At 57.3% G+C, this 21,959-nt stretch carries 16 protein-coding genes; 9 read left to right on the top strand and 7 right to left on the bottom strand.

Features of this window, described 5'->3' with window-relative positions; genetic code table 11:
* Positions 1-114 precede the first annotated feature (114 nt).
* Positions 115-2,490 carry a mechanosensitive ion channel domain-containing protein gene (locus tag AC2FJE_RS18985; RefSeq protein ID WP_496761298.1) on the top strand — a complete coding sequence of 792 codons (2,376 nt, stop codon included), beginning with the start codon at positions 115-117 and terminating at the stop codon, positions 2,488-2,490.
* Positions 2,491-2,578: 88 nt separating this feature from the next.
* Here the strand turns inward: AC2FJE_RS18985 and AC2FJE_RS18980 are convergent, their stop codons facing one another.
* Genes AC2FJE_RS18980 through AC2FJE_RS18960 form a run of 5 tightly spaced genes read right to left on the bottom strand, consistent with a single transcriptional unit; the run spans position 2,579 to position 9,800 of the window.
* On the bottom strand, positions 2,579-3,934 hold the full coding sequence (locus AC2FJE_RS18980; RefSeq protein WP_496757665.1) for a CoA transferase: 1,356 nt from the start codon (positions 3,932-3,934) through the stop codon (positions 2,579-2,581).
* Positions 3,931-5,085, bottom strand: coding sequence for an ABC transporter permease (locus AC2FJE_RS18975; protein ID WP_496761297.1), 1,155 nt, complete (start codon positions 5,083-5,085; stop codon positions 3,931-3,933). Before AC2FJE_RS18975 ends, AC2FJE_RS18980 begins: the two co-directional genes overlap by 4 nt.
* A complete protein-coding gene (locus tag AC2FJE_RS18970) occupies positions 5,082-6,110 on the bottom strand; it encodes an ABC transporter permease (protein ID WP_108860926.1) in 1,029 nt (342 codons plus the stop codon). Before AC2FJE_RS18970 ends, AC2FJE_RS18975 begins: the two co-directional genes overlap by 4 nt.
* 14 nt (positions 6,111-6,124) lie before the next feature.
* The gene (locus AC2FJE_RS18965) at positions 6,125-8,035 is read right to left on the bottom strand and encodes an ABC transporter substrate-binding protein (protein WP_282170719.1); all 1,911 of its coding nucleotides are present in this window, start codon (positions 8,033-8,035) and stop codon (positions 6,125-6,127) included.
* Positions 8,028-9,800, bottom strand: coding sequence for an ABC transporter ATP-binding protein (locus AC2FJE_RS18960; RefSeq protein ID WP_058273134.1), 1,773 nt, complete (start codon positions 9,798-9,800; stop codon positions 8,028-8,030). The genes AC2FJE_RS18965 and AC2FJE_RS18960 overlap by 8 nt, the downstream gene beginning before the upstream one ends.
* Before the next feature lie 233 nt (positions 9,801-10,033).
* On the opposite strand from AC2FJE_RS18960, the gene AC2FJE_RS18955 reads away from it, so the two are divergent.
* From AC2FJE_RS18955 to AC2FJE_RS18925, 7 genes are all read left to right on the top strand, one after another.
* Positions 10,034-10,531, top strand: a complete 498-nt coding sequence (locus AC2FJE_RS18955; protein ID WP_282170721.1) for a class I SAM-dependent methyltransferase — start codon at positions 10,034-10,036, stop codon at positions 10,529-10,531.
* 17 nt (positions 10,532-10,548) lie between these two features.
* Positions 10,549-11,178: a glutathione S-transferase family protein gene (locus AC2FJE_RS18950; RefSeq protein ID WP_496757654.1), complete on the top strand. Its 630-nt coding sequence runs from the start codon at positions 10,549-10,551 to the stop codon at positions 11,176-11,178.
* 112 nt (positions 11,179-11,290) lie between these two features.
* Positions 11,291-13,693 (top strand): GcvT family protein, encoded by a 2,403-nt coding sequence (locus AC2FJE_RS18945; protein ID WP_496761296.1) that lies wholly within the window; start codon positions 11,291-11,293, stop codon positions 13,691-13,693.
* A 2-nt stretch (positions 13,694-13,695) separates the two neighbouring features.
* The gene (locus AC2FJE_RS18940; RefSeq protein WP_496761316.1) at positions 13,696-15,246 is read left to right on the top strand and encodes a trimethylamine methyltransferase family protein; all 1,551 of its coding nucleotides are present in this window, start codon (positions 13,696-13,698) and stop codon (positions 15,244-15,246) included.
* Positions 15,247-15,921 carry a TetR/AcrR family transcriptional regulator gene (locus tag AC2FJE_RS18935; protein WP_496761295.1) on the top strand — a complete coding sequence of 225 codons (675 nt, stop codon included), beginning with the start codon at positions 15,247-15,249 and terminating at the stop codon, positions 15,919-15,921.
* Positions 15,918-17,222: an NAD(P)/FAD-dependent oxidoreductase gene (locus AC2FJE_RS18930; RefSeq protein WP_496761293.1), complete on the top strand. Its 1,305-nt coding sequence runs from the start codon at positions 15,918-15,920 to the stop codon at positions 17,220-17,222. The genes AC2FJE_RS18935 and AC2FJE_RS18930 overlap by 4 nt, the downstream gene beginning before the upstream one ends.
* 56 nt (positions 17,223-17,278) lie before the next feature.
* Complete coding sequence (locus AC2FJE_RS18925) at positions 17,279-18,010, top strand: hypothetical protein (protein WP_496761292.1); 732 nt, start codon at positions 17,279-17,281, stop codon at positions 18,008-18,010.
* A gap of 12 nt (positions 18,011-18,022) precedes the next feature.
* On the opposite strand, the gene AC2FJE_RS18920 is transcribed toward AC2FJE_RS18925, so the two are convergent.
* A complete protein-coding gene (locus AC2FJE_RS18920) occupies positions 18,023-18,382 on the bottom strand; it encodes a DUF3307 domain-containing protein (RefSeq protein WP_496761315.1) in 360 nt (119 codons plus the stop codon).
* Positions 18,383-18,625: 243 nt separating this feature from the next.
* Here AC2FJE_RS18920 and AC2FJE_RS18915 point away from each other — a divergent pair, with 243 nt between their 5' ends.
* Complete coding sequence (locus tag AC2FJE_RS18915; RefSeq protein ID WP_496761313.1) at positions 18,626-21,622, top strand: cyclic nucleotide-binding domain-containing protein; 2,997 nt, start codon at positions 18,626-18,628, stop codon at positions 21,620-21,622.
* A 3-nt stretch (positions 21,623-21,625) separates the two neighbouring features.
* Here AC2FJE_RS18915 and AC2FJE_RS18910 read toward each other — a convergent pair whose 3' ends face one another.
* On the bottom strand, positions 21,626-21,916 hold the full coding sequence (locus tag AC2FJE_RS18910; protein ID WP_282170800.1) for an ArsR/SmtB family transcription factor: 291 nt from the start codon (positions 21,914-21,916) through the stop codon (positions 21,626-21,628).
* Positions 21,917-21,959 lie beyond the last annotated feature (43 nt).

Here is a 21,959-nt window from a genome sequence, read left to right as displayed (position 1 = left end):
ATGGTGCGGGGAACACGGCTTGATACGATGTTGAGGCTGCGGGGGTTGAATATTTGAACCCGCCACCGGGCTTCGATAACCTGTGTTACGAATGGCGAACTGGAAAAATATCCGATGACACGAACATTGCTGGCTGGGTTAACGGTTGTAATCTGGTCCCTTACTCTGGCGCTGGTCACCGGTGCAGTTGCGCAGACCTCTCTGATACCGGGGTATCCCTCAGCCGGCGGCAGCAGCTCGGAAACAGCCAGCGACAGCGATCTGGCTACGGCGATCCGCTCCGCGACCGAAGCCGGGGCCAGTGTGATCGTCATCGACAGCGCCGGGCAAATCGTGTCTTCCGGCCAGCAAAACAGTGTCACCCCCGAGGCTGTACCCGGGGATCCGATGGGCGATGGTTCGCAGCTTATGAAAGCGCAGGAGCGGTTTTCGAAGTTTCGCGACTCGATGAATTCACGGCTTCAGGCGCTGCCTTATTCGATCTTCGAGGTGCAATACATCCTGCGTCAGACCAGCCCGGATGGCCGAATACAGACCTACGTCGAGGTCCTGTTCTGGAACGTTCTTTTCCTTTTGATCGGACGATGGTTGTCGATTGAAATCTACGGAAAGCGTATCGCAAAGCGAATCGTCGTCGCGCGATCCAAGGAAGATCCGCAAGGCTATCGCGAGAAGATGCCGTTTTTGGTGTTCCGGTTCCTGATGGGGATAGGCGCCACGATTTTTGCCATGGTGATGGCGCTTATCGTCGGTTTCGTGTTTTTCGGCGAGGCTGAGGACATCTCGATCCAGTTCACGGTCACAGCAATTTTTACCGCCTTCTTCCTGTCGCGTACGGTGTCTGATCTGTGGCGCATGGTTCTATCCCCGTATCTGAGCCAATATCGCTTGCCGCCTTTCTCGGATCGTGACGCAAAACGCCTGTATATCTGGGCTTCGGCGCTGGCGACCTACGACATTACCGTGGTGCTTTTTGCCACTTGGGTCGCTGATTTTGGGCTGAACTATAACGTCTACGCCTTGGTCTATGGCGGCCTGACCATGTTTGGTGCGATCGGCAATGTCCTGATGATCCTGTTCAACGCCCGCGCCATCTCGAACGCTATCCGCGGCGGGCGATCACCGGATCAGGTGTCGTGGATTCTGCGCCTAATCTCGTTCGCATGGGCACCGGTGCTGATCCTTTACATGGTGTTCAGCTGGTTCAAACTGGCCGTCGACCTGGTGCTGGAAAATCAAAACTCGATCCCAATCGTAGCCAGCAGCTATGCAATCTTTATGTCGGTCGTGGTTGCCTATGGGGCCATGAACTATCTTCTGGAACGGTATTTCAATCGCAACAACCAGCTTGACGCAATGAATGCCGATGCTGATGAGGCGGATGCCGAGGTTGAAGTGATCGAAACGCCGCAGGCCGAGATGCGCAAGCACTCGATCTTGACCTACGAAGATCTGGCGCGGCGGGTTGCCGGTATTCTGGCTTTTGTCGTCGGTCTATATGCGCTGGTGGTCATCTGGAATCCGGATGCCAGCTGGAGCGAGGACCTGCCGATCGAGCGGGCGCTGGACGTGATGGTGATCCTCTTCATGGGTTACATCCTGTTCCATTTCTTCCGCATTGGGATCGACTCGAAGATCGCGCAGGAGATTGACGACGGCGGTGGTGAGGCTGAGCTGGGCGATGAAGGCGGAGAAGGTGGGCAAAGCCGCCTTGCAACATTGTTGCCCTTGTTCCGCGGGGCCATTCTGGCCGTAGTTGTTGTGACCATAGCGCTGATTGCCCTGATGGAATTGGGTATCAATGTCAGTCCGCTATTCGCGGGTGCTGGTGTCGTGGGCCTGGCCGTGGGCTTTGGGTCGCAGACATTGGTCCGCGATATCTTTTCGGGGGCGTTCTTCCTGATGGATGACGCATTCCGCAAGGGTGAATATATCGACATCGGCGACGTGAAGGGGACGGTCGAAAAGATCTCGGTCCGATCGTTCCAGCTGCGTCACCATCTGGGCGCGCTGAACACCATCCCCTTTGGTGAGATCAAGGTTCTGACCAACTATTCCCGCGACTGGGTGATCATGAAACTGCCGTTACGGGTGACGTATGACACCGATGTCGAGAAGGTGCGTAAGTTGATCAAAAAGTTGGGTCAAGAGTTGTTGAGCGACCCGGTGATCGGCGACAACTTTATCCAACCGCTGAAGTCGCAAGGCGTGATCGAAATGCAGGACTCTGCGATGATCATTCGGGTCAAGTTCATGACCAAGCCGGGGGATCAATGGTTGGTGCGCAAGAAAGTCTATCAGGACATCCGCGAATTGTTCGCCCGCGAAGGCATCAAGTTCGCACACCGTGAGGTCACTGTGCGCCTGGCCGAGGGCAAGGACCCCGAGGATCTGACACCCAAACAGCGCGAAGCTGTGACGGGTGCGGTGCAGGCGGCGATTGACGAGGATTACCTGGACGATATCGGTCCGGGTGGGGACGATCGCTGAGGGGGTCTCCCGCCCCTTTGGGTGACGTCTCTGGCAAGACGAGACCCAAAGCGTTGGGCCGGGCCGCGCGTACCGCGTGGCGATTGGCTCAGGTGATGGCCGTGGCCCAGACCGGAGCCGACGTGCCTAGTTTAGGTGCAGGCTTGTCCCAGAACATCTTGGCGTCGCCAACGGTCAGAGCGGGTTTCAGGCGGTGACCGGAGCCCCAGCCTGATTCTTCTAGAGCTTGGCTGTAGTCTGACGGACTGGCGCCGGTGATGACCTCTTTCGTGTCGGACTTGCCGAGAATGGCCAACAACTCGGCCGTGCGTGCGAGAGAAAGCTGACCCAGCATGATCGCGTTCCCCGCGGCGGCCTCGGCCAAGGCGGACAGCACGGCGGCGGCCATCAGATAGCCGGTTGCATGATCCAGCGCCTGAACCGGCAATGGTGTTGGTTTATCCGCATTTGCCCAGTCACGGCCTGCATCCGCTATACCCGCGCTCATTTGAACGAGGCTGTCGAACCCGCGCCGCGCGGCCCATGGGCCTTGCCAGCCATAAGCGTCTAATGTGACTTCGACCCGGTTTGGGGCCAATTCATCGCGCTTGGCCCTGGTCAGGCCGAGCGCATCCAAAGCACCGGGGCGATACCCGTGGACGAACACATCGGCCTGAGAAAATAACTCTTGCAGCTTTTCCAAACCAGACGGCGATTTCAGATCGAGGTAAGTGCAGGATTTACCCAATGAGATGTCGGGTATGACACCGGGCTCGTCCCAACTGGGCGGGTCGACACGCAGAACGTCAGCACCAAAACCGGCGAGGGTTCGCGTTGAAACCGGCCCAGCCAGCACGCGCGTCAGGTCGAGGACGCGCAACCCTGCCAAAGGGCGCTCAGCCGTGGCCTCGGATCGATCTCGCAGTTTGATCTGTCGCGGGCTGTGCCAACCGATCAGTGGATCGCGGGACACGGCCCGACCTTGCGGATGCTCTAACCACACTGCCCGGCTGCGCATGGCTGCGGAAACGCCACCCTGGGCCACGATTGCCGATTCCAGCTCGCTTGCGGACCATCGCCGCACTGCTTGAGAGACCGCGTCCCGATCTGCTTTGACCTCAAGAACCTTAAGTGCCGCCGCTCGGTGGCGGGGCAGGTTGGTGTGCAACCTGATCCAACCATCCGCAGTCTGGAAGTCGCCTGCTATCGCATCCCAGAGACTAGGCATCTCCCAACCATTGGGCTTGAAGGAGTATTGATACCAAAGCGAGGCCAACCGGTGATCCACAGACACGTCCGGCGCGCTGGGCGACAGGTTCAGCGCCGTCGTCAGACGTGCCAGTTCCTGACCCACCGCGCCAAAAGTTGCCGTCGCCAGTTCAGATACCGCATAGACACTGGACCAAGCCCCAGTGCCCGTTTTACGGTATCCGTCGGTTGCGGGAAGGGCTGAAATCAAGCTCATTGCTGGTATGGATCCAGACTGTCACGCAGCCCGTCACCCAGGAAATTGAATGCCAGCACGATAACAATGATCGGTAGCATCGGGATTGCCGTCCAGGGATAGATCTCGATCGAGGCTAGGTTCTGCGCGTCGTTCAGCATTACACCCCAGCTGACGGCCGGGGCCCGCAGACCAAGACCCAGGAAACTGAGCGCGGTTTCCCCGAGGATCATGGCCGGTATCGACAACGTGGCCGAGGCAATCAGGTGAGACATAAAGTTCGGCAGCAGGTGCTTGCGGATGACACGACCCGAGCTTGCACCCATCATCTCGGCGGCGCGGACGTATTCCTCTTCCCTTAGGGACAGGAATTTCGCGCGTACCGAACGGGCAAGGCCGGGCCAATCGAGAATCCCGAGGATGATCGAGATGATGAAGAAAACAGCAACCGGGCTCCAATTTGAGGGCACCGCCGCCGATAGGGCAAGCCAGAGCGGCAGTTCAGGTAGCGAGCGCAAGACCTCGATCACGCGGTTGATGACCCAATCGATCTTGCCGCCGAAATACCCGGCGATTGATCCAAAAAAGATGCCAAGGGTGAACGATACCGAAATGCCGATCAGGCCGACAGTCAGCGAAAGCTGCGCGCCATATAGAATGCGGCTGAACACATCGCGGCCCAAACGATCGGACCCCCAAAGGAACAGCGTTGCGCCCTCTGGCGCGCAGAACAGGTGGGTGTCTGATTTGATAAGACCTGCAAGCCTGTACTCGGTCCCCTCGCAGAAAAAGCGGATCGGGCGAGGGTCTTCCGTGTCGGGCACAAATTTCCATTGAAAGGTTTCAAGATCAGCTTCGGCCACGATCGGATAGACGTACGGGCCAATGAAGGAGCCATCGTGGAACCAATTGATGCTTTGTGGTGGGGCGTAAAGGTGTTCGCCGTTTCGTTCATTCGGGCCGTAGGGGGCGATGAATCCAGCGAAGGGCAGCATCAGGTAGCAGAACAGCAGGAAGACACCTGAAATCAAACCCAGCTTATGGGTTCTGAACTTGCGCCAGACCAGAACCCAGTTGGGTGCGTCCAGATCTGCGCGCTCTAACTGTTGCAGGGCGGCATCTGCGTCGAAAGGTGCATCGTCGACAAAGCGACCGTCGGTGTGTTTGGTCACGCTTCACGCCCCTCGTACCGAATGCGCGGGTCCAGCATGACCAGCAAGATATCAGAGATCATGGTGCCGATCAGGGTCAGCAAGGCCACGAACATCAGAATGAAGGCAGACAGAAATTGGTCCTGGGTCTTGAGTGCGGTCAGCAAGGTCGGGCCGATGGTTTGCAGACCAAGCACGACTGAGACCAGTACCGACCCGGATACCATCGACGGCAGCAAGTTCCCGATATCTGCAACAAATGGGTTGAACGCCACGCGCAGCGGGTACTTTGTCAGCATTCGCGATGGTGCCATACCCTTGGCAATGGCCGTTTCCACATAAGGTTTGCCCAGTTCATCCAGCATGTTCGCACGCAAGCGCTGCATCATGGCAGAGGCGCCAGATGTGCCAATGACGAAAGTCGGCACGATCAGGTGGACAAGAATGGACTTCAGCTTTTCCCAGCTCATCGGCTGACCTTCGAAGGATGGGTCCATCAGGCCGCCGATGGGCAGGTTGAAGTAGCGGTGTCCGTAATAGAACAGGATCAGTGCCAGCAGGAAGTTGGGCGTCGCCAAACCAAGATAGCCAACAAAGGCCGACGTATAGTCAATCCAGGTTCGCGATTTTGCTGCGGCGAGGACGCCCAGCGGCAGGGCAACGGCATAGACGAACAGGATAGCGGCCAGGTTGACCACAACAGTCAGCCATAAGGTATCGCCAACGATCTCGGCCACAGGGCGGTCGAATTCAAAAGACCAGCCGTAATTGCCCTGAAGAAGGCCCTCAAACCCGTGCGGTCCGGGCCAGAAGCCCATCCAGACCAGGTACTGTTCCCATATGGGGCGATCCAGGGCGTATTCCGCGCGCAGGAATTCAGCCTTGGCGACCCCGGCAGATTGGCCCGAGGCCTGCAATTCCGCGATCTGATTGCTCAGATAATCGCCGGGGGGCAGGTTGATGATCACGAAGATCAGAACCGACACCACCAGCAAAGTCAGCAGCATCGTGAAAAAGCGATACACCGCATAGCGCAGCATTACCATTTAGCTGCTCCTGATTAGTCGGCGAAAAAGAATTCGTCGGGGCGGTGAATGCCAAAATGTGCGCCGGGCTCCCACGCCCACATGCCCTGCTCGGGCACGTTGCGCAGACGGTTGGACACTACGATGGGCTGCGGCGCGCCGTTCAGAATTCCGATGGCGAAAAGCTGATCAGCGTGGATGTTCAGCATTTCTGACCAGACTGCCGAACGCTCTTCGTCGGTGGTAGCTACCTCCCAATCATGGGCCAGCTGCATTAGACGTTCAGCCTCGGGCATGTCAGGCGCTTCACCAACATCGCCGCCGGTTTGGTAAAATTGTCCCCATTTGGGCCAGGCCAGAAACACCTGATCCGTAGGTGCCAAATAAGCAGGGGAAGTGTGCGCCTGCGGGATACCGTCATCCCAGCCAAACCAAACTGAGGCCATGGTGTTGCCAGCAAAAACGCGGTTGCGCAGAATGTCCCGGTCCAGTGGGCGCATGATCAGGTCCACACCAATTTCACGCCATGTATCGGTGACGATCTGAAGCGCGTTCTCAACCTCTTGCCGCTCTCCTGCGGTTTCGATGATCAGTTCCATCGGGCGCCCATCCGGCAGCAGGCGAATGCCGTTTTTATCGCGCTCGGCCAGGCCAGCTTCGTCCAGGAGGGCGTTGGCCATCTCAACGTCATACTGCGCCCAGGCTTTTGCGTTTTCCTCGTCATAGAACGGAGACGCGGGTAAAACGGACATCGCACCGGGATGGGCCAGTTTGAAATAGAGCGCTTGATTGATGGTTTTGCGGTCGATGGCCAGGGACAGCGCCCGGCGAACACGAACATCGCGCAGAACGTCGCGCCAAACTTCATCCGAGTAGTTCAGGTTCGGGTAGATCGCGATTTGCGATGCGACACCGGTCTTCCACAGCAGAGTTTTGTAGTCTCCGCCGGCTTCACCCTTTTTCAGGATAGATGCATCGCGAAACGCCAGACCGCGCCCCTGCAGATCAGTTTCGCCAGCATTGGTCTTGGCCGCGACCAAGCCAGCAGCGACGATTTCCATCTCGACGATGTCGATATAGGGCAACTGAACGCCGTTGGAATCGATGCGGTGATAATAAGGGTTGCGAACGAAATTGTGGCGGATCTTCTTGCCCGAACTTGCATTCAGCCAAGGCTGCAGCGTCGGGAGTTCGTGGTTGTCGAACTTGTAGAGGTTGTCCAGCTTGTTGTGCAGCGCCGCCCAGCTTTTGACCCGTGCGTCTTCGACCTGAAAGGCGAGGTCTTCAGCATCTGCGAACTTCTCGTGATACTGTTTGAGGAATTCAGACGGCCGGTAGATGAATGGCGGGCGCGCTTGGGCCAGCGACTGCAGGAAATCAGGATTTGGGTTTTCCCACTCAAAGACAATAGTTGTCTCATCCGGGAAGGTCACGGTTGGCGTTTTACCTTCAACAATCAGGAAGTCAGGTGGGCCAGACGGGCTGAGCATTTCATTGTTGGCAACGTCTTCCCACCAATAACGAAAGTCTTCGGATGTGAACGGCGATCCATCGGACCACTTGTGGCCGTCACGCAGATGCAGTGTGAACTTTCGATTACCTTCGTTTTCATAGGACTCCAGAAGATCAGGGACGATGTCGTAGTTTTCGTCAAACCCAACCAATCGCGCATACCCGTAGACGACCATCTGGCGGATGTCTTTTGACCGGGTCACCATGGTGCGCAGGGTACCACCGGGGGCACCAAACTCGCGGCCTTTGGCTGCCAGATCCACGATCAAAGGTTCGGCCGGTAGGCGCTCTGCGACCGGCGGCAGATTCCCGGCGCTGACCTCGGCTTGCCAGAATTCGCTTTCCTGAGGGGTCGGTGTTCCTGCAGTGGCGGGCAGGACCAAAGTGGCGACCAACGTGGCAGCCAGAATAAGCGGGCGAGTGGTTTTAAACATGGCATCGTACCTTATGGCCGGGCTCCATCTCTACCAGTGAGGGTATCACGGAGTCCGTAAATCGGAAGGTGTCATCCCAACTGTCTGGTGAACCAGCGCCCAACGCAACCAGTTTAAGGTCGATGGGCCGGTTGATGTCGGGTTCTGGTTGGGCGGCAATCAGCGCCTTGGTGTAAGGGTGTCGGGGGTTATAAAATAGCGTCTCGGGTGGGGCCTGTTCGACGACAAGACCCCGGCGCATCACGGCCACTTCGTCGGCAATGCGCGCCACAACCGCAAGGTCGTGCGAGATGAACAGGTAGGACAGGTTCAACCGGTCCTGCAGGTTTTCCAGCAAGGTCAGGATCTGTTCCTGAACCGATACATCCAGTGCCGATGTCGGTTCGTCACAGACAATCAGCTGCGGGTCCAGCATCATCGCCCGCGCAATCGACAGGCGTTGCCGCTGTCCGCCGGAAAAGGCATGGGGATAGCGTTTGAGCATATCACCATTCAGTCCGACGCGCTGCAGCATCTCGACCGCTTTGTCCCGCTGTTCGGCGGTCGAACCAATGGAGTGGATTTCCAATGGTTCGGTCAGAGCGTCTTGAATGCGCATCCGCGGACTGAGCGAGCTGTACGGGTCCTGAAACACCATCTGCGCCTTGCGTTGAAAGGCTGTGCGCTGAGAGCGGTTCATGTGGTGCACAGTGATCGGGTCTTCGCCTGGCGAGGTGCGAAACAGAACCTCGCCACCCGGATCGGGCAGTTCCGCGCCAAGGGCGATCCGCGCGGCCGTTGTTTTGCCCGAGCCACTTTCGCCGACGATTGCCAGTGTTTTGCCGCGGGCTAATTTCAGATCCACACCTCGGCAGGCATGGATCAGCTTGTCCCCCTGCCAGCCCCTGCTGGACCGCATAGTGTAGGTCTTGGACACCCCCTTCATCTGTAGAATGAGGTCATCATCCGGCATAGGCAGCCCGACCGAATCTTCGTCGGGAATTGCAGGGGCCGCGTTGAACAATTGTTGTGTGTAGGGGTGCGCCGGGGCGCTTAGGATCGGGGCGGCTGCCCCTGACTCCATCACGCGACCCTTGTGCATGACAACGACCTGTTCTGCCATATTGGCAACCACACCAAGATCGTGCGTCACAAGGATCAGAGCCATTCCTGTCTCGCGCTGTAGTTCTTTGATCAGACCAAGCACTTGCGCTTGTGTCGTTACGTCCAGCGCGGTCGTTGGCTCATCCGCGATCAGCAGTTCCGGCTTGGAAACCATTGCCATCGCAATCATGGCGCGCTGGCGCATGCCGCCCGACAACTCGAACGGGTAAGAATCATAAGCGCGCTGCGGATCAGGAAAGCCCACGCGTTCGAATTGGGTCAGGACCTCTTTGCGGGCTTGCGCCTCGGACGCGCTCCGATGCAGCCACAAGACCTCGCTGACCTGATTGCCGATCTTGTGCAACGGGGATAGTGATCGCATCGGTTCTTGAAAAATCATCGAAACCCGATTGCCGCGAATGTCGCGCATCTGGCGTTCGCTGATCTTGGTCAGATCCTCGAAGCCTTTTGAATCGTTCAGGGTTATCGTGCCACTGCGGATTTGCGCGGCACGTGGCAGAATACGCAAGGCCGCCCGGCACGAGATGGTTTTTCCCGATCCGGATTCACCGACCAGAGCCAATGTCTGCCCAGCCTCGACATCAAAGTTGACACCTTTGACAACTGAGTCGCCCGCACCAAAACCGATGCTGAGGTCTCTGACGGACAACAACGCAGTCATGCGGGTTTTCCACCCGTTCGTCCGTGGTTCGACATCGGCGTATTCAACTCCCTGTGTTTTTTGACTTAGTCTCGCGCGGTTGTGCCTGTGTAGTCAAACCCGTTCTTGGGCCGAATTGTCGCGAAAATGTGAAACTTAGGCCAATTTACCTACACAAATCCTTGAGGATTTGTCATCACATGCGGTGTCGGCCCCAAATCATGAGCTGACTGATATCAAGGAGAGATTTCCCCGTGCCCGACAACCAAAGCCGCCTGGATCTGTTCATCGACCGTATGGTGTCCCAACGGGCCTGTCTGGATTTCGCCATCTCTGAAACCAAAGGAATGCCTGGGCCAGTGTTCGAACTGGGGTTGGGCAACGGGCGCACCTATCATCACATGGTGCAGTATATTTCAGGTCGACCTGTTTATGTGTTTGAGCGAGCCGTGGCGTCGCATCCGGATTCCACGCCGCCCGCAGATCGGGTGATTTTGGGGGATGTGCGCGAAACACTACCGGCCTCGGTGGATCGGTTCGGAGCCACAGCCAGTCTGATCCACGCGGATCTGGGCGGCCACAACCGCAAAAAGAACGACGACTTCGCCAGATTTGTCTCACCATTGATCGAGCCGCTATTGGCCGACGGTGGTTTGATGGTGTCCAGCGACCGGATGTATTTCGATACCTTGACCGAAGTTTCCCTTCCTGAAGGGGCCGTCGAGGGGCGCTGTTTCATCTACCGCCGCTGATCAGACAGGAGAGTCCGATGCTTTTTTATGATTGTTCCACGGCCCCCAACCCGCGGCGGGCGCGCATGTTCATTGCCGAAAAGGGTTTGGATATCGAAACCCGAGAAATATCGATCGGCAAAGGTGAACAACTCAGTGACGACTTTCGCGCGGTGAACCCCAATGCAACGGTTCCGGTGCTGGTGACGGATGAGGGCAGCACGCTAACCGAGAATCTGGGGATCGCCGCTTACCTTGAGGCGCGGTTTCCCGAGCCACCGCTGATGGGGCGCACACCCGATGAAAAGGGGCAGGTTCTGATGTGGAACAGCATCGTTGAGCAACAGGGCGGCGCGCCAGTAGCCGAGGCGTTGCGCAATACCCATCCGGCCTTTGCCGACAGGGCGATTCCGGGCCCGGTGAATCACCCGCAAATCCCAGAGCTGGCGCAGCGCGGGTCAACGCGCGTTGACCATTTCTTTTCGCTTCTGGAACAGCGGCTGAGCGAAAGCGCGTTCATCGCAGGTTCGGATTTCACTCTGGCTGACATTTCCACCTTTGTCTTCGTTGACTTTGCCCGCGTGATCAAAAAGCGAATTCCGCAAGAAAACACAGCCACTTTAGCGTGGTTTGATAAGATCGCTTCCCGTCCCAGCGCACAACTTTGAAAACTGCCGCACCAAGGCGGTTTCTTGGTAGGCGCAGAACTGTACAGAAATGTCTAGACAGATGTGAACAGTGCCTCTAGCGTCCCTCGTGAGACATGCAGGGGAGCGAAGGATGAATTCTCAGTATCGCGTTGTGGTCATCGGGGGCGGCGTCGTGGGCGCCTCGGTTCTGTATCATCTGGCCAAGTTTGGCTGGACAGATGTGGTTATGCTGGAACGGCGGCGGCTGGCGTCCGGCTCGTCCTGGCATGCGGCTGGCGGCATTCACGCTCTGAATGCGGACCCAAACATGGCGTCCTTGCAGGCGTATACAATCGACCTGCTCAGCGAGATCGAAAAGGAATCGGGTCAGAATATCGGCTTGCACATGACCGGTGGCCTGACGTTGGCCGGAACGCCCGAACGGTGGGAATGGCTGCAGGCGAATTACCGCATCTTCCAGTCTATCGGCATTGATGACTGCGAATTGCTGTCTCCGGAAGAGGCGCAAAGGCGTTGCCCAATCATGTCCACCGACGGCGTTTTGGGCGCGATGTGGGCAGACCGCGAGGGGTATATCGACACGACTGGCACGGTACAGGCCTATGCGACAGCGGCGAAAAAGAGGGGCGCGGAGTATTACGAAGAAACCATGGTCGAAGAACTAATCCAAACCGGCGATGGCTGGCAGGTCGTCACCGACAAGGGCACGATCACCTGTGAACACGTGGTCAACGCCGCCGGCCTCTGGGCCAAGCAGGTGGGGCGTATGGCGGGGGTGGAGCTGCCGGTTTCACCGCTCAAGCACCACTATCTTATCACTGATACTGTGCCCGAGGTCGCCGAGGCAGATTTCGAGATGCCGATGACCGTCGACCTCGAAGGGTTCACCTATATGCGGCAGGATCAGAAAGGGGTTCTGGTCGGTATTTATGAGGTCGATCACGAACACTGGGCCATGGACGGTGCGCCTTGGAACTATGGTGAAGAGCTGTTTCAGGAACAGCTCGACCGGATCGAGAATGAGCTGACGCTTGGCTTTGACCGTTATCCGTCGATTCAGAACGTGGGCATCAAGACATGGGTAAACGGTGCCTTTACCTTTGCCCCCGACGGCAACCCATTGGTCGGTCCGGTGCCGGGCAAGCGCGGCTATTGGTCGGCCTGTGCTGTCATGGCGGGCTTCTTGCAGGGCGGCGGTGTCGGCAAGACACTGGCCGAGTGGATGATCCATGGCGAGCCCGAGGCGGATGCCTGGCCGATGGACGTGGCGCGTTTTGGCGATTTTGCGCAGAACAAGCGGTATATCCGTGAAACCACGGGCCAGTTTTATTCCCGTCGTTTTGTTATGACCTACCCGAACGAGCAACTGCCCGCGGGGCGGCCGCTAAAGATGGCCCCGGCGCATGACGCGATGACGGATGCGGGCTGCAAATGGGGCGTCAGCTGGGATCTTGAAGTGCCGTTGTATTTCGCGCCGAAAGGGTTCGAGGAAACACCGACGCTCAAGCGGTCGAATGCACACGAAATCGTAGCTGAGGAATGCAAGGTAATCCGCGAAGGTGCTGGTTTGTTGGACATCTCGGGCTTTTCGCGGTTCGAGGTCTCGGGACCAAATGCAGAAGTGTGGCTCGACAAAGTCATGGTCTCGAAACTACCTGCGCCGGGTCGTGCAAAGCTGGCGCCTATGTTGGGTGAAAACGGGCGGCTCAAGGGGGACCTGACAGTTCTGAACTGGGGCGATGGTACCTGGTGGATCATGGGCAGCTACTATCTGCGCGCGTGGCACATGCGGTGGTTCGACGATCACATGATCGACGGCGTTACTGTCCGGGATCTGGGCGAGGAATATTGCGGTTTCGCCGTAGTCGGTCCCAAATCGCAAGCGGTTGTGGAAAAACTGGCCGAACAGGACATCTCGGACCTCAAATTCATGGGCTGTGGTGATTTCGACATCGGGCTCGTTCGCGCACGTGTTGCCCGCATGTCCGTGACCGGTGAGAAAGGATACGAGATCAACTGCCGCTATGGCGATCACATCAAGCTTCGCCGGATGCTGATGGAGGCCGGAGCCGAGGAGGGCATTCGCGAATGCGGCTTCAACGCGATGCTGTCGACACGCCTTGAAAAGAGCTTTGGCATCTGGTCGGCCGAGTTCACGCAGCTCTACACTCCGGGCATGACCGGAATGGATCGCTGGATCGACTGGGACAAGGAATTTGTCGGGAAAGATGCCGCGGTCGCAGAACGTGACGGCAATGGACCAGCGCAAATTCAGGTAACACTGGAAGTGGACGCCGCAGACGCGGACGCCAGCGGATACGAACCCGTTTGGGCGGGCGATGAGCGCGTTGGCTTCGTCACTTCGGGTGGGTTTGGACACTACACTGGAAAGTCGCTGGCAATGGCGTTGGTCAATCGCGAAAAGGCCGAGCCGGGGACAAAATTGTCGGTGCACGTAGTTGGCGTTGAGCGCTCGGCGCGGGTCATCGCACCTTCGCCTTACGATCCTCAAGGCAAAGCGATGAGGGGCTGATGATGATGTCGCAAACACCTGAACGCGGGCGACGAAGGCGCGGACGCAGCACCGATGCCGCCACTGGCCCAACACGCGATGTGAACTACCGACAACTCAAAAATCCGTTTCCTTTGATGGAGGTTTTCCCGGCGGATCAGATTGCGGAAATGCACGAGACAGCACTTCGGACACTGCAAGAGCTAGGGGTCAAATGTCTGTTGCCTGAAGCGCGGCGCATATTTGAAAAGGCTGGCGCGCGTGTGTATGAAGACACCGAAATGGTCTTTATCGGCCGCGACATTGTTGAAGCCGCCGTTGCATCAGCACCAAAGTCGATTGCGTGCCATGCAGGCGCGCGACACAGAGACTTCACCCTTGAGCTAGGTAGTTTGGTGTTTCAACCGGGGGCAGGGGCACCGAACGCGACAGATCTTGAACGCGGCCGCCGCCCGGCCTCGGGGCAGGACTATCTGGAGTTCCTCAAGCTTACGCATCATTTCGATGTATTCCAGATGATCTCGCCTCAGGTCGAGCCTCAGGACGTGCCAACCAACCTGCGCCACTACTTCACGACGCAGGCCCAGATAGAGTTGACCGACAAGTTCCCGTTCTTTTTCTCACGCGGGACGCCGCAGGTGATGGATTGCTTTGAAATGCTGTCCATCGCGCGGGGGCTGTCGGACGATGAGTTTCAGGCGGGCGCACATTGCTACACGATCATCAATACGAACAGCCCGCGCACGCTGGACATACCGATGGCGCAAGGGCTGATAGATTTCGCCCGCAATGGACAGATGTCGATCATCACGCCGTTTACTCTGATGGGCGCGATGGCCCCGATTACTGTGGCCGGGGCGATTACGCTGTCGCATGCCGAGGCGCTGGCGGCGCTGACGCTGACACAGCTGACCAAGCCGGGTGCGCCGGTGTGTTATGGCACGTTCACCAGCAACGTGGATATGAAATCGGGTGCGCCCGCATTTGGAACACCCTCACATTTCCTGGCTTCGCTTGCCGCAGGTCAATTGGCCCGGCATCTGGGCCTACCTTGGCGGTCAGCTGCCGGATCAGCGTCGAACATCAACGATGTTCAAGCAGCGAATGAAAACCAGTTTGGTCTTTGGGGCTGTCTGATGGCAGGAGCGACAGTAATCATTCACTCGGCCGGTTGGCTGGAGGGTGGCTTGACCGTTTCTTTTGAGAAAATGATCTGCGATGCCGAGGTTCTGAACATGGTGGCCGAGCTTTGTGCAGGGGCGCAGGCAGGTACAGCCGAGATCGGTTTCGACACCGCCCTGAGTGAAGTTGAACCCAGCGGGCACTTCTTTGCCTCAAGCCAGACGATGGAGCGGTACAACACCGAATTCTATGAACCGCATTTGCACGATTATGCAAATTTCGGAACCTGGACAGAGCGCGGATCGATGGATGCCAATCATCGCGCGACCGCGGTTTGGAAGAGTATTCTGTCTGACTTCAAAGCGCCTTCATGTGACAGCGACCGCATGGGTGCCTTGCATGAGTTCATTGCGCGCCGTACCGCTGAGGGCGGCGCTCCGCCGGAGAGTTGAATGAGTACCAAGCCCATCCTGCACAGGGACGACCCCGAAGCCGAGCCTTTGGTCGGCAATATCAAGGTCACGCGTGACGACTGGCTGAACGTGGCTATGGATGTCCTGATCTCGGACGGTGTGGACCAAATCAAGGTCCTGAACCTGGCTGAACGAATGGCTGTGTCACGATCCTCCTTCTATTGGTACTTCAAATCCCGCCAAGAGCTTTTGGACGCCCTGCTTGCGCGCTGGCATGCGACGAATACAGCGGCTTTGGTCGCGCAGGCCAATGCCCCGGCGGATACGATAACCGCAGCCGTTTGCAACGTGCATCGTTGCGTGGTGAATACTGAACTGTTCGATACCGCGTTGGATTTTGCCGTCCGGGATTGGGCGCGCAAATCAGGCAAAGTGCGCCGGGCGCTTGATCAATCGGATGCGCGCAGGCTCGAAGCGCTTCACGCCATGTTCGCGCGCTATGGCTATTCCGAAGTCGAGGCCGAAACGCGTGCCCGCGTGCTGTACTATATGCAGATCGGTTATGATCTGGCGCAGCTGAACGAGCCAATGTCCACGCGGATCGCAATGGTTCCGCATTACCTTTATGTCTTCACCGGGGTTGAGCCCAAGCCCGAAGAAGTCGAAGAATTCAGCGCCTATTCAGCGCGCTATTGGAAGGGAGAAGCCTCATGAGTCAACCTGACGCAATCATCATCGGAACAGGTGTGATCGGCGCGGCCATCGCCTTTGAAATGGCCAAAGCAGGCTGGAAAACCCTGTCGCTGGACCGAAACAGTCAGGTTGGCCACGGTTCGACCGCGGGGTCATGTGCGATTATTCGGATGCACTATTCGACCTTCGATGGAACGGCGTTTGCGTGGGAAGGTTACCACTATTGGCGCGATTGGGCGGACTACCTCGGCCTGCCCGAGGATGTCAATCTGGCGCAATTTCGCGAGACCGGCTGTCTGGTGATGAAGACCGATGCCAATGGCTTGCTTGAAAAGCACATGAAGAACAGTGCCGATCTGGATTGCCCGTTCGAAGAATGGTCAACCGATAAAGTTACCGAGCGCCTGCCGATCTACTCGCAGGACAGTTTCGCGCCGGCGCGCCGTATGGATGATCCGGAATTCGGGCACCCGAACGGGCGCAAGATGCAAGGCGGTGTGTTCTGGCCGCAGGCGGGATACGTCACCGACCCGGCTTTGTCCGCGCAGAACTTGATGGATGCTGCCAAGCTGCATGGCGCAGAAGTGCGCACTGGTGCCGAAGTGGTCGAGATATTGTCCAGCGACGGTCGGGTTTCGGGTGTCAAACTTGCCTCGGGCGAAGAAATCCACGCAAAAGTCGTCGTGAACGTCGCGGGCCCCGGCTCGGCGATCATCAACAAGATGGCGGGTGTTCTGGACGACATGACGATCGAAACCCGCCCCTTGCGGCAAGAGGTTGTGCACGTCCCCGCACCCGAGGGGTTTGATTTCGAAAACGACGGAACGATTGTCTCGGACAGCGATATTGCCTGCTACTGTCGACCCGAGCACGGCAACCACATTCTGGTTGGCTCGGAAGATCCGGAATGTGACCCGCATCAGTGGTGTGAGGATGATGCGGATTACAACCACGATTTCACCGACCAGTGGACAACGCAGGCCATGCGATACGCGCAGCGCGTCCCAAGTCTTGGCATCCCGTCCAAAACGCGCGGAGTTGTGGACCTGTATGACGCATCCACAGACTGGATTCCGATCTATGACAAATCCAGCCTGCCGGGGTTCTACATGGCCTGCGGGACCAGTGGGAACCAGTACAAGAACGCGCCGATCGCAGGCAAGATGATGACGGCCCTGATCGCGTATTGTGAAGGCGGCGCGGATCACGATGCGCAGCCGCTGCAATATGAACTTCCCTATATCGGGCGGAGCATTGATGTCGGGTTCTATTCCCGCAAGCGTCCGATCAACGAAGAAAGCAGTTTTTCTGTACTGGGGTAGTTAAGGAAAAAAATCGCTCTATCCTTCCGGGGAACTGGAAAAGGGCAGGGCCCAGAATGGCCGAACCGATGCATCGCGTTTTGATACTTGGAAGTGCACCGGCCGCCGCTGCAGCTCGGGAGTGGTCGCGGGATCCGTTTACCCACATCGTTGCAATCAACAACGCCTGGCGTATCCGCGACGATTGGGATTTCCTCATCCATCCCGAGGACTTCCCTATCTGCAATCGCCCGGACGAACTGGTTCGCAGCCAAAGCATCGTCGAGGCGGATGAATACGTTCCGCATCAAAACAAGTTCGGCGGATTTGTATATGCTGGTGGCACGATGGCGTTTACGGCTGGTTACTGGGCCTTGGCCGCGCTGCAGCCAACCGTCGTGGCCTTTTTTGGCTGTGACATGATCTACCCGAATTCCGGCAAGACCCATTTTTACGGCAACGGAGCAGCCGACCCTTTGCGCGCTGATGTGACGCTGCGATCGCTCGAGGCAAAATCCGCCCGGTTGGCTTTGTTCGGTGCCGCGCAGAACTGCCGCGTAGTTCGACTGTCTCAGGATGAAAGCCGGCTGGTCTTTCCTTCGGTGACGACTGACACCCTAATGTCTGGCAGGCTGCCTTCGACAAAGGGTATGCAAGCGGCACTGCAGACAGAGGCACAGTTGAATTACTTCGTTTCGTCTGGTCGCTATTGGGAGGAAGAAGAACGTTTCGACGCCGCTAGAATCGACCAATTGGATCGAATGTGGCTAGACGCGTATTGTCCGCAATCCCTGGAAAACGTCGCCTGAAGCAATCGCTGATCAGGTCGCGAATTCAGCCCAGGCCCAAACCATGGCGATGTATGTCAGGTTGTGCAGGCACTGGTCCAGACCCGCAGCCCGCCAAAACGCGGCTTGCGTCGGCATCAGTTGTTTTTTGTCCGAATAGCTGGCTTTGGCGAAATCAATATTGAAGTGAACAACCCATTCCAGTGCAGCAATGATCAAAATAAACGACCACGGCGCGCCAAAAATCAAAAAGACAATCACTGACCCGATGACATGCACACCCGCATGCTGCGCGCGGCCCAGGTGGAAATACTCACCGCGCCCTGCCAACATTTTCGGAGTCTGGAGAAAAAAATCCGCAAACATATGTTTGATCTGCAACAAGCAGAGCATCAATAGCACTGCGCCTATACTGGCAGTCAAATGAGTCCTCCCGAAATCGTCCCAGACAGAGTCTAGGCACTAATCTGTGGTTCCGCAAATGAACTTGTTCACACTCGGCAATTAACTGATGAAATTGGAAACTATTTGCCTCTTTTGGCTGGACTAAGGTAAATTCAGAGTGTTGGGTTTACGACACTTTCGTCAAGATCGTTTCGGTGATCCTTAGTAGGGGCAGGTTCCATAGAACGTTCAATTTTCCAGTTTATTTGGAAATACTCGAAACGCGACCAGTTGATTCTGCTGGCCGTGACCTCGACGTTGTTTCCTCTACTTTATCTGACGCTCGAATTGCCCAAACGCATCATCAACGATGCGATTGGCGCGGCCAGCCCGGTTGTAGATGTCTGGGGTTATAGCCTGCCTCAGACGACATTCCTCATCATTCTGTGTATCGGATTTCTGATCGCGGTGCTGGCGCATGGCCTGATGAAAATGCGCATCAACACCATGAAAGGCGTGCTGAGCGAGCGTATGTTGCGCCGGTTCCGGTACGTGCTGATCAGCCGCGCGTTGCGTTTCCCGCAACCCTATTTCGAACGCGTCAGCCAAGGTGAGCTGGTGTCGATGGTCACCGCCGAAAGCGAGCCGATGGGCGGGCTCATGGGGGACGCGATCAGCCAACCGGTTTTGCAGGCGGGTCAGATGATCACCATCCTGTCCTTCCTGTTTCTGCAAAGCTTCTGGTTTGGGTTGGCGGCAGTCGCGCTGATCCCTCTGCAAGCCTGGCTGATTCCGAAACTGCAGCGTCAGATCAACCTTCTGAACAAAAAACGCATTCAAGAGGTTCGTCTGCTGGCCGCCCAGATCGGCGAGAACGCGGCGGGCGCGTCTACGTTGCGTGCCAATGGTGGGTGGCGATACCGCCGGGCGATGGTGTCCGAGCAGCTGGGGCGCCTTTTTGGTATCCGGTTCGAGATCTACCAGAAGAAGTTCTTTATGAAATTCATAAACAACTTCATCTCGCAGATGACGCCGTTCCTGTTCTATTTGGTTGGCGGTCTTCTGGTCCTGCAGGGGTCGGTTTCGCTTGGTGCGCTGGTTGCGGCCCTGGCTGCGTATAAGGATCTCAGCTCACCGTGGAAGGAACTGCTGACCTATTATAACCAGACACAGGACATGTCGCTGCGCTGGGACGTGGTGACGGAACGGTTTGCACCTTCCGGAATGCATGACGAAAAACTGTTCGATGGCGAACCCGAGGCCACGCCAAGGCTGAACGGTGACATCGTGCTCGACCATGTCTCGGTCCGCGATATGGACGGTAACCAGGTTTTGGATGATTTGGACCTGTCCTTTCCCAGCGGGAAAATCATCGGGATCGCGGCCCCCAGCGAAGAAGATCGCCGCGCTATGGCAGAGTTGCTGACGCGGGAAATTCTGCCCAGCTCGGGCCGGGTTCGGATCGGTGAAATCCGTTTGTCAGAGCTGCATCAAAGCGTTGTGGCCGCCCGTATTGGGTATGCTTCGTCACGACCCGTAATGTTCCAGGGTACGCTGGGCGACAACGTCATGATGCCGATGCGGTTCAAGCCACAGACATCCGAAACAAACGACCCCGGATATGATGAGACGTTGCGGGCCGGCAATAGCCCGGACCCCTTCAAGGCAAACTGGCTGGACCCGACGACTGCGGGATTAGACAGCGCTGAAGAGGTGCGCGACTGGTGGTTGAAACTGATTGACGGGATGGGTTCCGGCGCGGCGCTGTTTTTGCGCGGGGCCGAACAGGTCTTCGATGCCGCCGAGCATCCCGAGCTGGCCGACAAACTGGTCGAACTGCGACCTTTGGTTCAGGATGCGGTGAAAGCAACAGGGCTAGAGCAACAGGCCCTGATCTTTGACCGCAATCGCTATAACCCTGCCTTGCCGGTTGCGGAGAACTTGTTGTTCGCCACCCCCAAAGTCCCCGTCACACAAGAGCTTTTGGCGCAGCAGACCGTGTTCCTTGAGCAGTTGCGCGAATTTGGTTTGGACGAGACACTGGTGAGCCTGACACGCGATGTGATTGAGATGCTGCGCCAGATTTTCGGCCTGGACGGCACCGATCACCCGCTGTTTCGCAAACTGGGACTAGAGGCGCAAACGTACGAGGCTGCGGTCGAGCTTGTCGAAAAGACCCGGAACGAGGGCGTATCGGGGCTGAATGATGAACAGTTGGCAAACCTGCTGGCCGTTCCGTTTGTGATTTCGGCGGAACAGATCGGACCAGCCTTCACCGACGACCTCAAGGACCGCATCCTTGAGCTGCGACATAGCCATTCCGAAAAGCTGCTGGAGCGGTTGCTGGATGTATTTGTGCCCTTGGACAAATCAAAATTCGCGCCCGGATTGACAGTTCTTGAGAACGCCCTGTTTGGAAAGGTCAGTCAGATCGGCGGCGCCCGTTCGGACGAGGCGCGCAAACTGATCGTGGATGTATTGAGCGAAAACGGTGCGCGCCCGTTGGTGATTGAGCTGATCTATGACGTGCCGGTGGCGCTGGGTGGTCAAAACCTGCCAGCGGTCTTTGCTGAACCTCTGTCTTTTACGCGCGCGACGATCAAGAAACCGGATATTCTGATTCTTGAGGACGCGTTGGCCAGTTATGACATGGCCTCGAAAGTGGCCGTGTACAAAAATCTACGCGCTCTGCTGCCGGATACCACGGTGATCTACCTGAACGACCAGTTCGAAAACCCGAGCGTGTTCGACATGTATGTGGAAATCAGGCAAGGTCGGGTCGTCTCGGATGAAGGACCTGCGGACGTGGAAGAAGACAGTGCCGCCTCGGCTGACCTCTCGCGCAAGCTGCGCGCGCTGGAACAGACACCGCTGTTTTCCGGGCTGGACCGCCGACAGCTGCGCCTGCTGGCCTTTGGCGCGCGCTGGTTCGATGCCAAAGCAGGAGAGGTTGTTTTCCTTAAAGACGATCAGCCAACCGACGGTGCCTATGTGGTGCTGGACGGGGAGGCCGGGTTGTACCTTCCGCAAACTGACGGAGTGGATCAGTTGATTGCCACGGTCGGCCCCGGTGCCCTGGTCGGAGAGTTGGGCCTGATCCGCAAGGAACCTCGAGCGCTGAGCATGATCGCCGAGACGGAACTGTCGTGCCTGCGTATTGGTGAAGAGGAATTCCTGGCCGTGGTCGAAAACGACGCCGCAACCGCGTTCAAACTGTTGCAGGTGATCGCGGGCTATGTATCGAACTAAGGGTTATTCGCTTTCGGGGCTGCAGAACATGTCGTAAAGTACAGCGATCACCTGCGCCGCGCCGTCGTTGTTCAGCGAGTAATAGATGGATTTTCCGTCCCTGCGCGTTGCAACAATGTTTTCAGCGCGCAGGCGCGCCAGCATCTGACTGACCGCAGCCTGACGGATACGCAACAAGGCCTCCAATTCACCCACGGATTTTTCGCCGTCGGCCAGATGGCACAAAATCATCAACCGACCCTCATGCGCGAGCGTTTTTAGAAACGCAGAGGCCCGAGCCGCGCTTTCTTTCATTTCAGATAGCGCAGCTTCGGTTTGTTCGGTTTGGTCGTCTTCG

It is taken from the genome of Ruegeria sp. CDSC002, from assembly GCF_059610905.1.
This window is presented reverse-complemented; position numbering and strand designations above follow the sequence as displayed.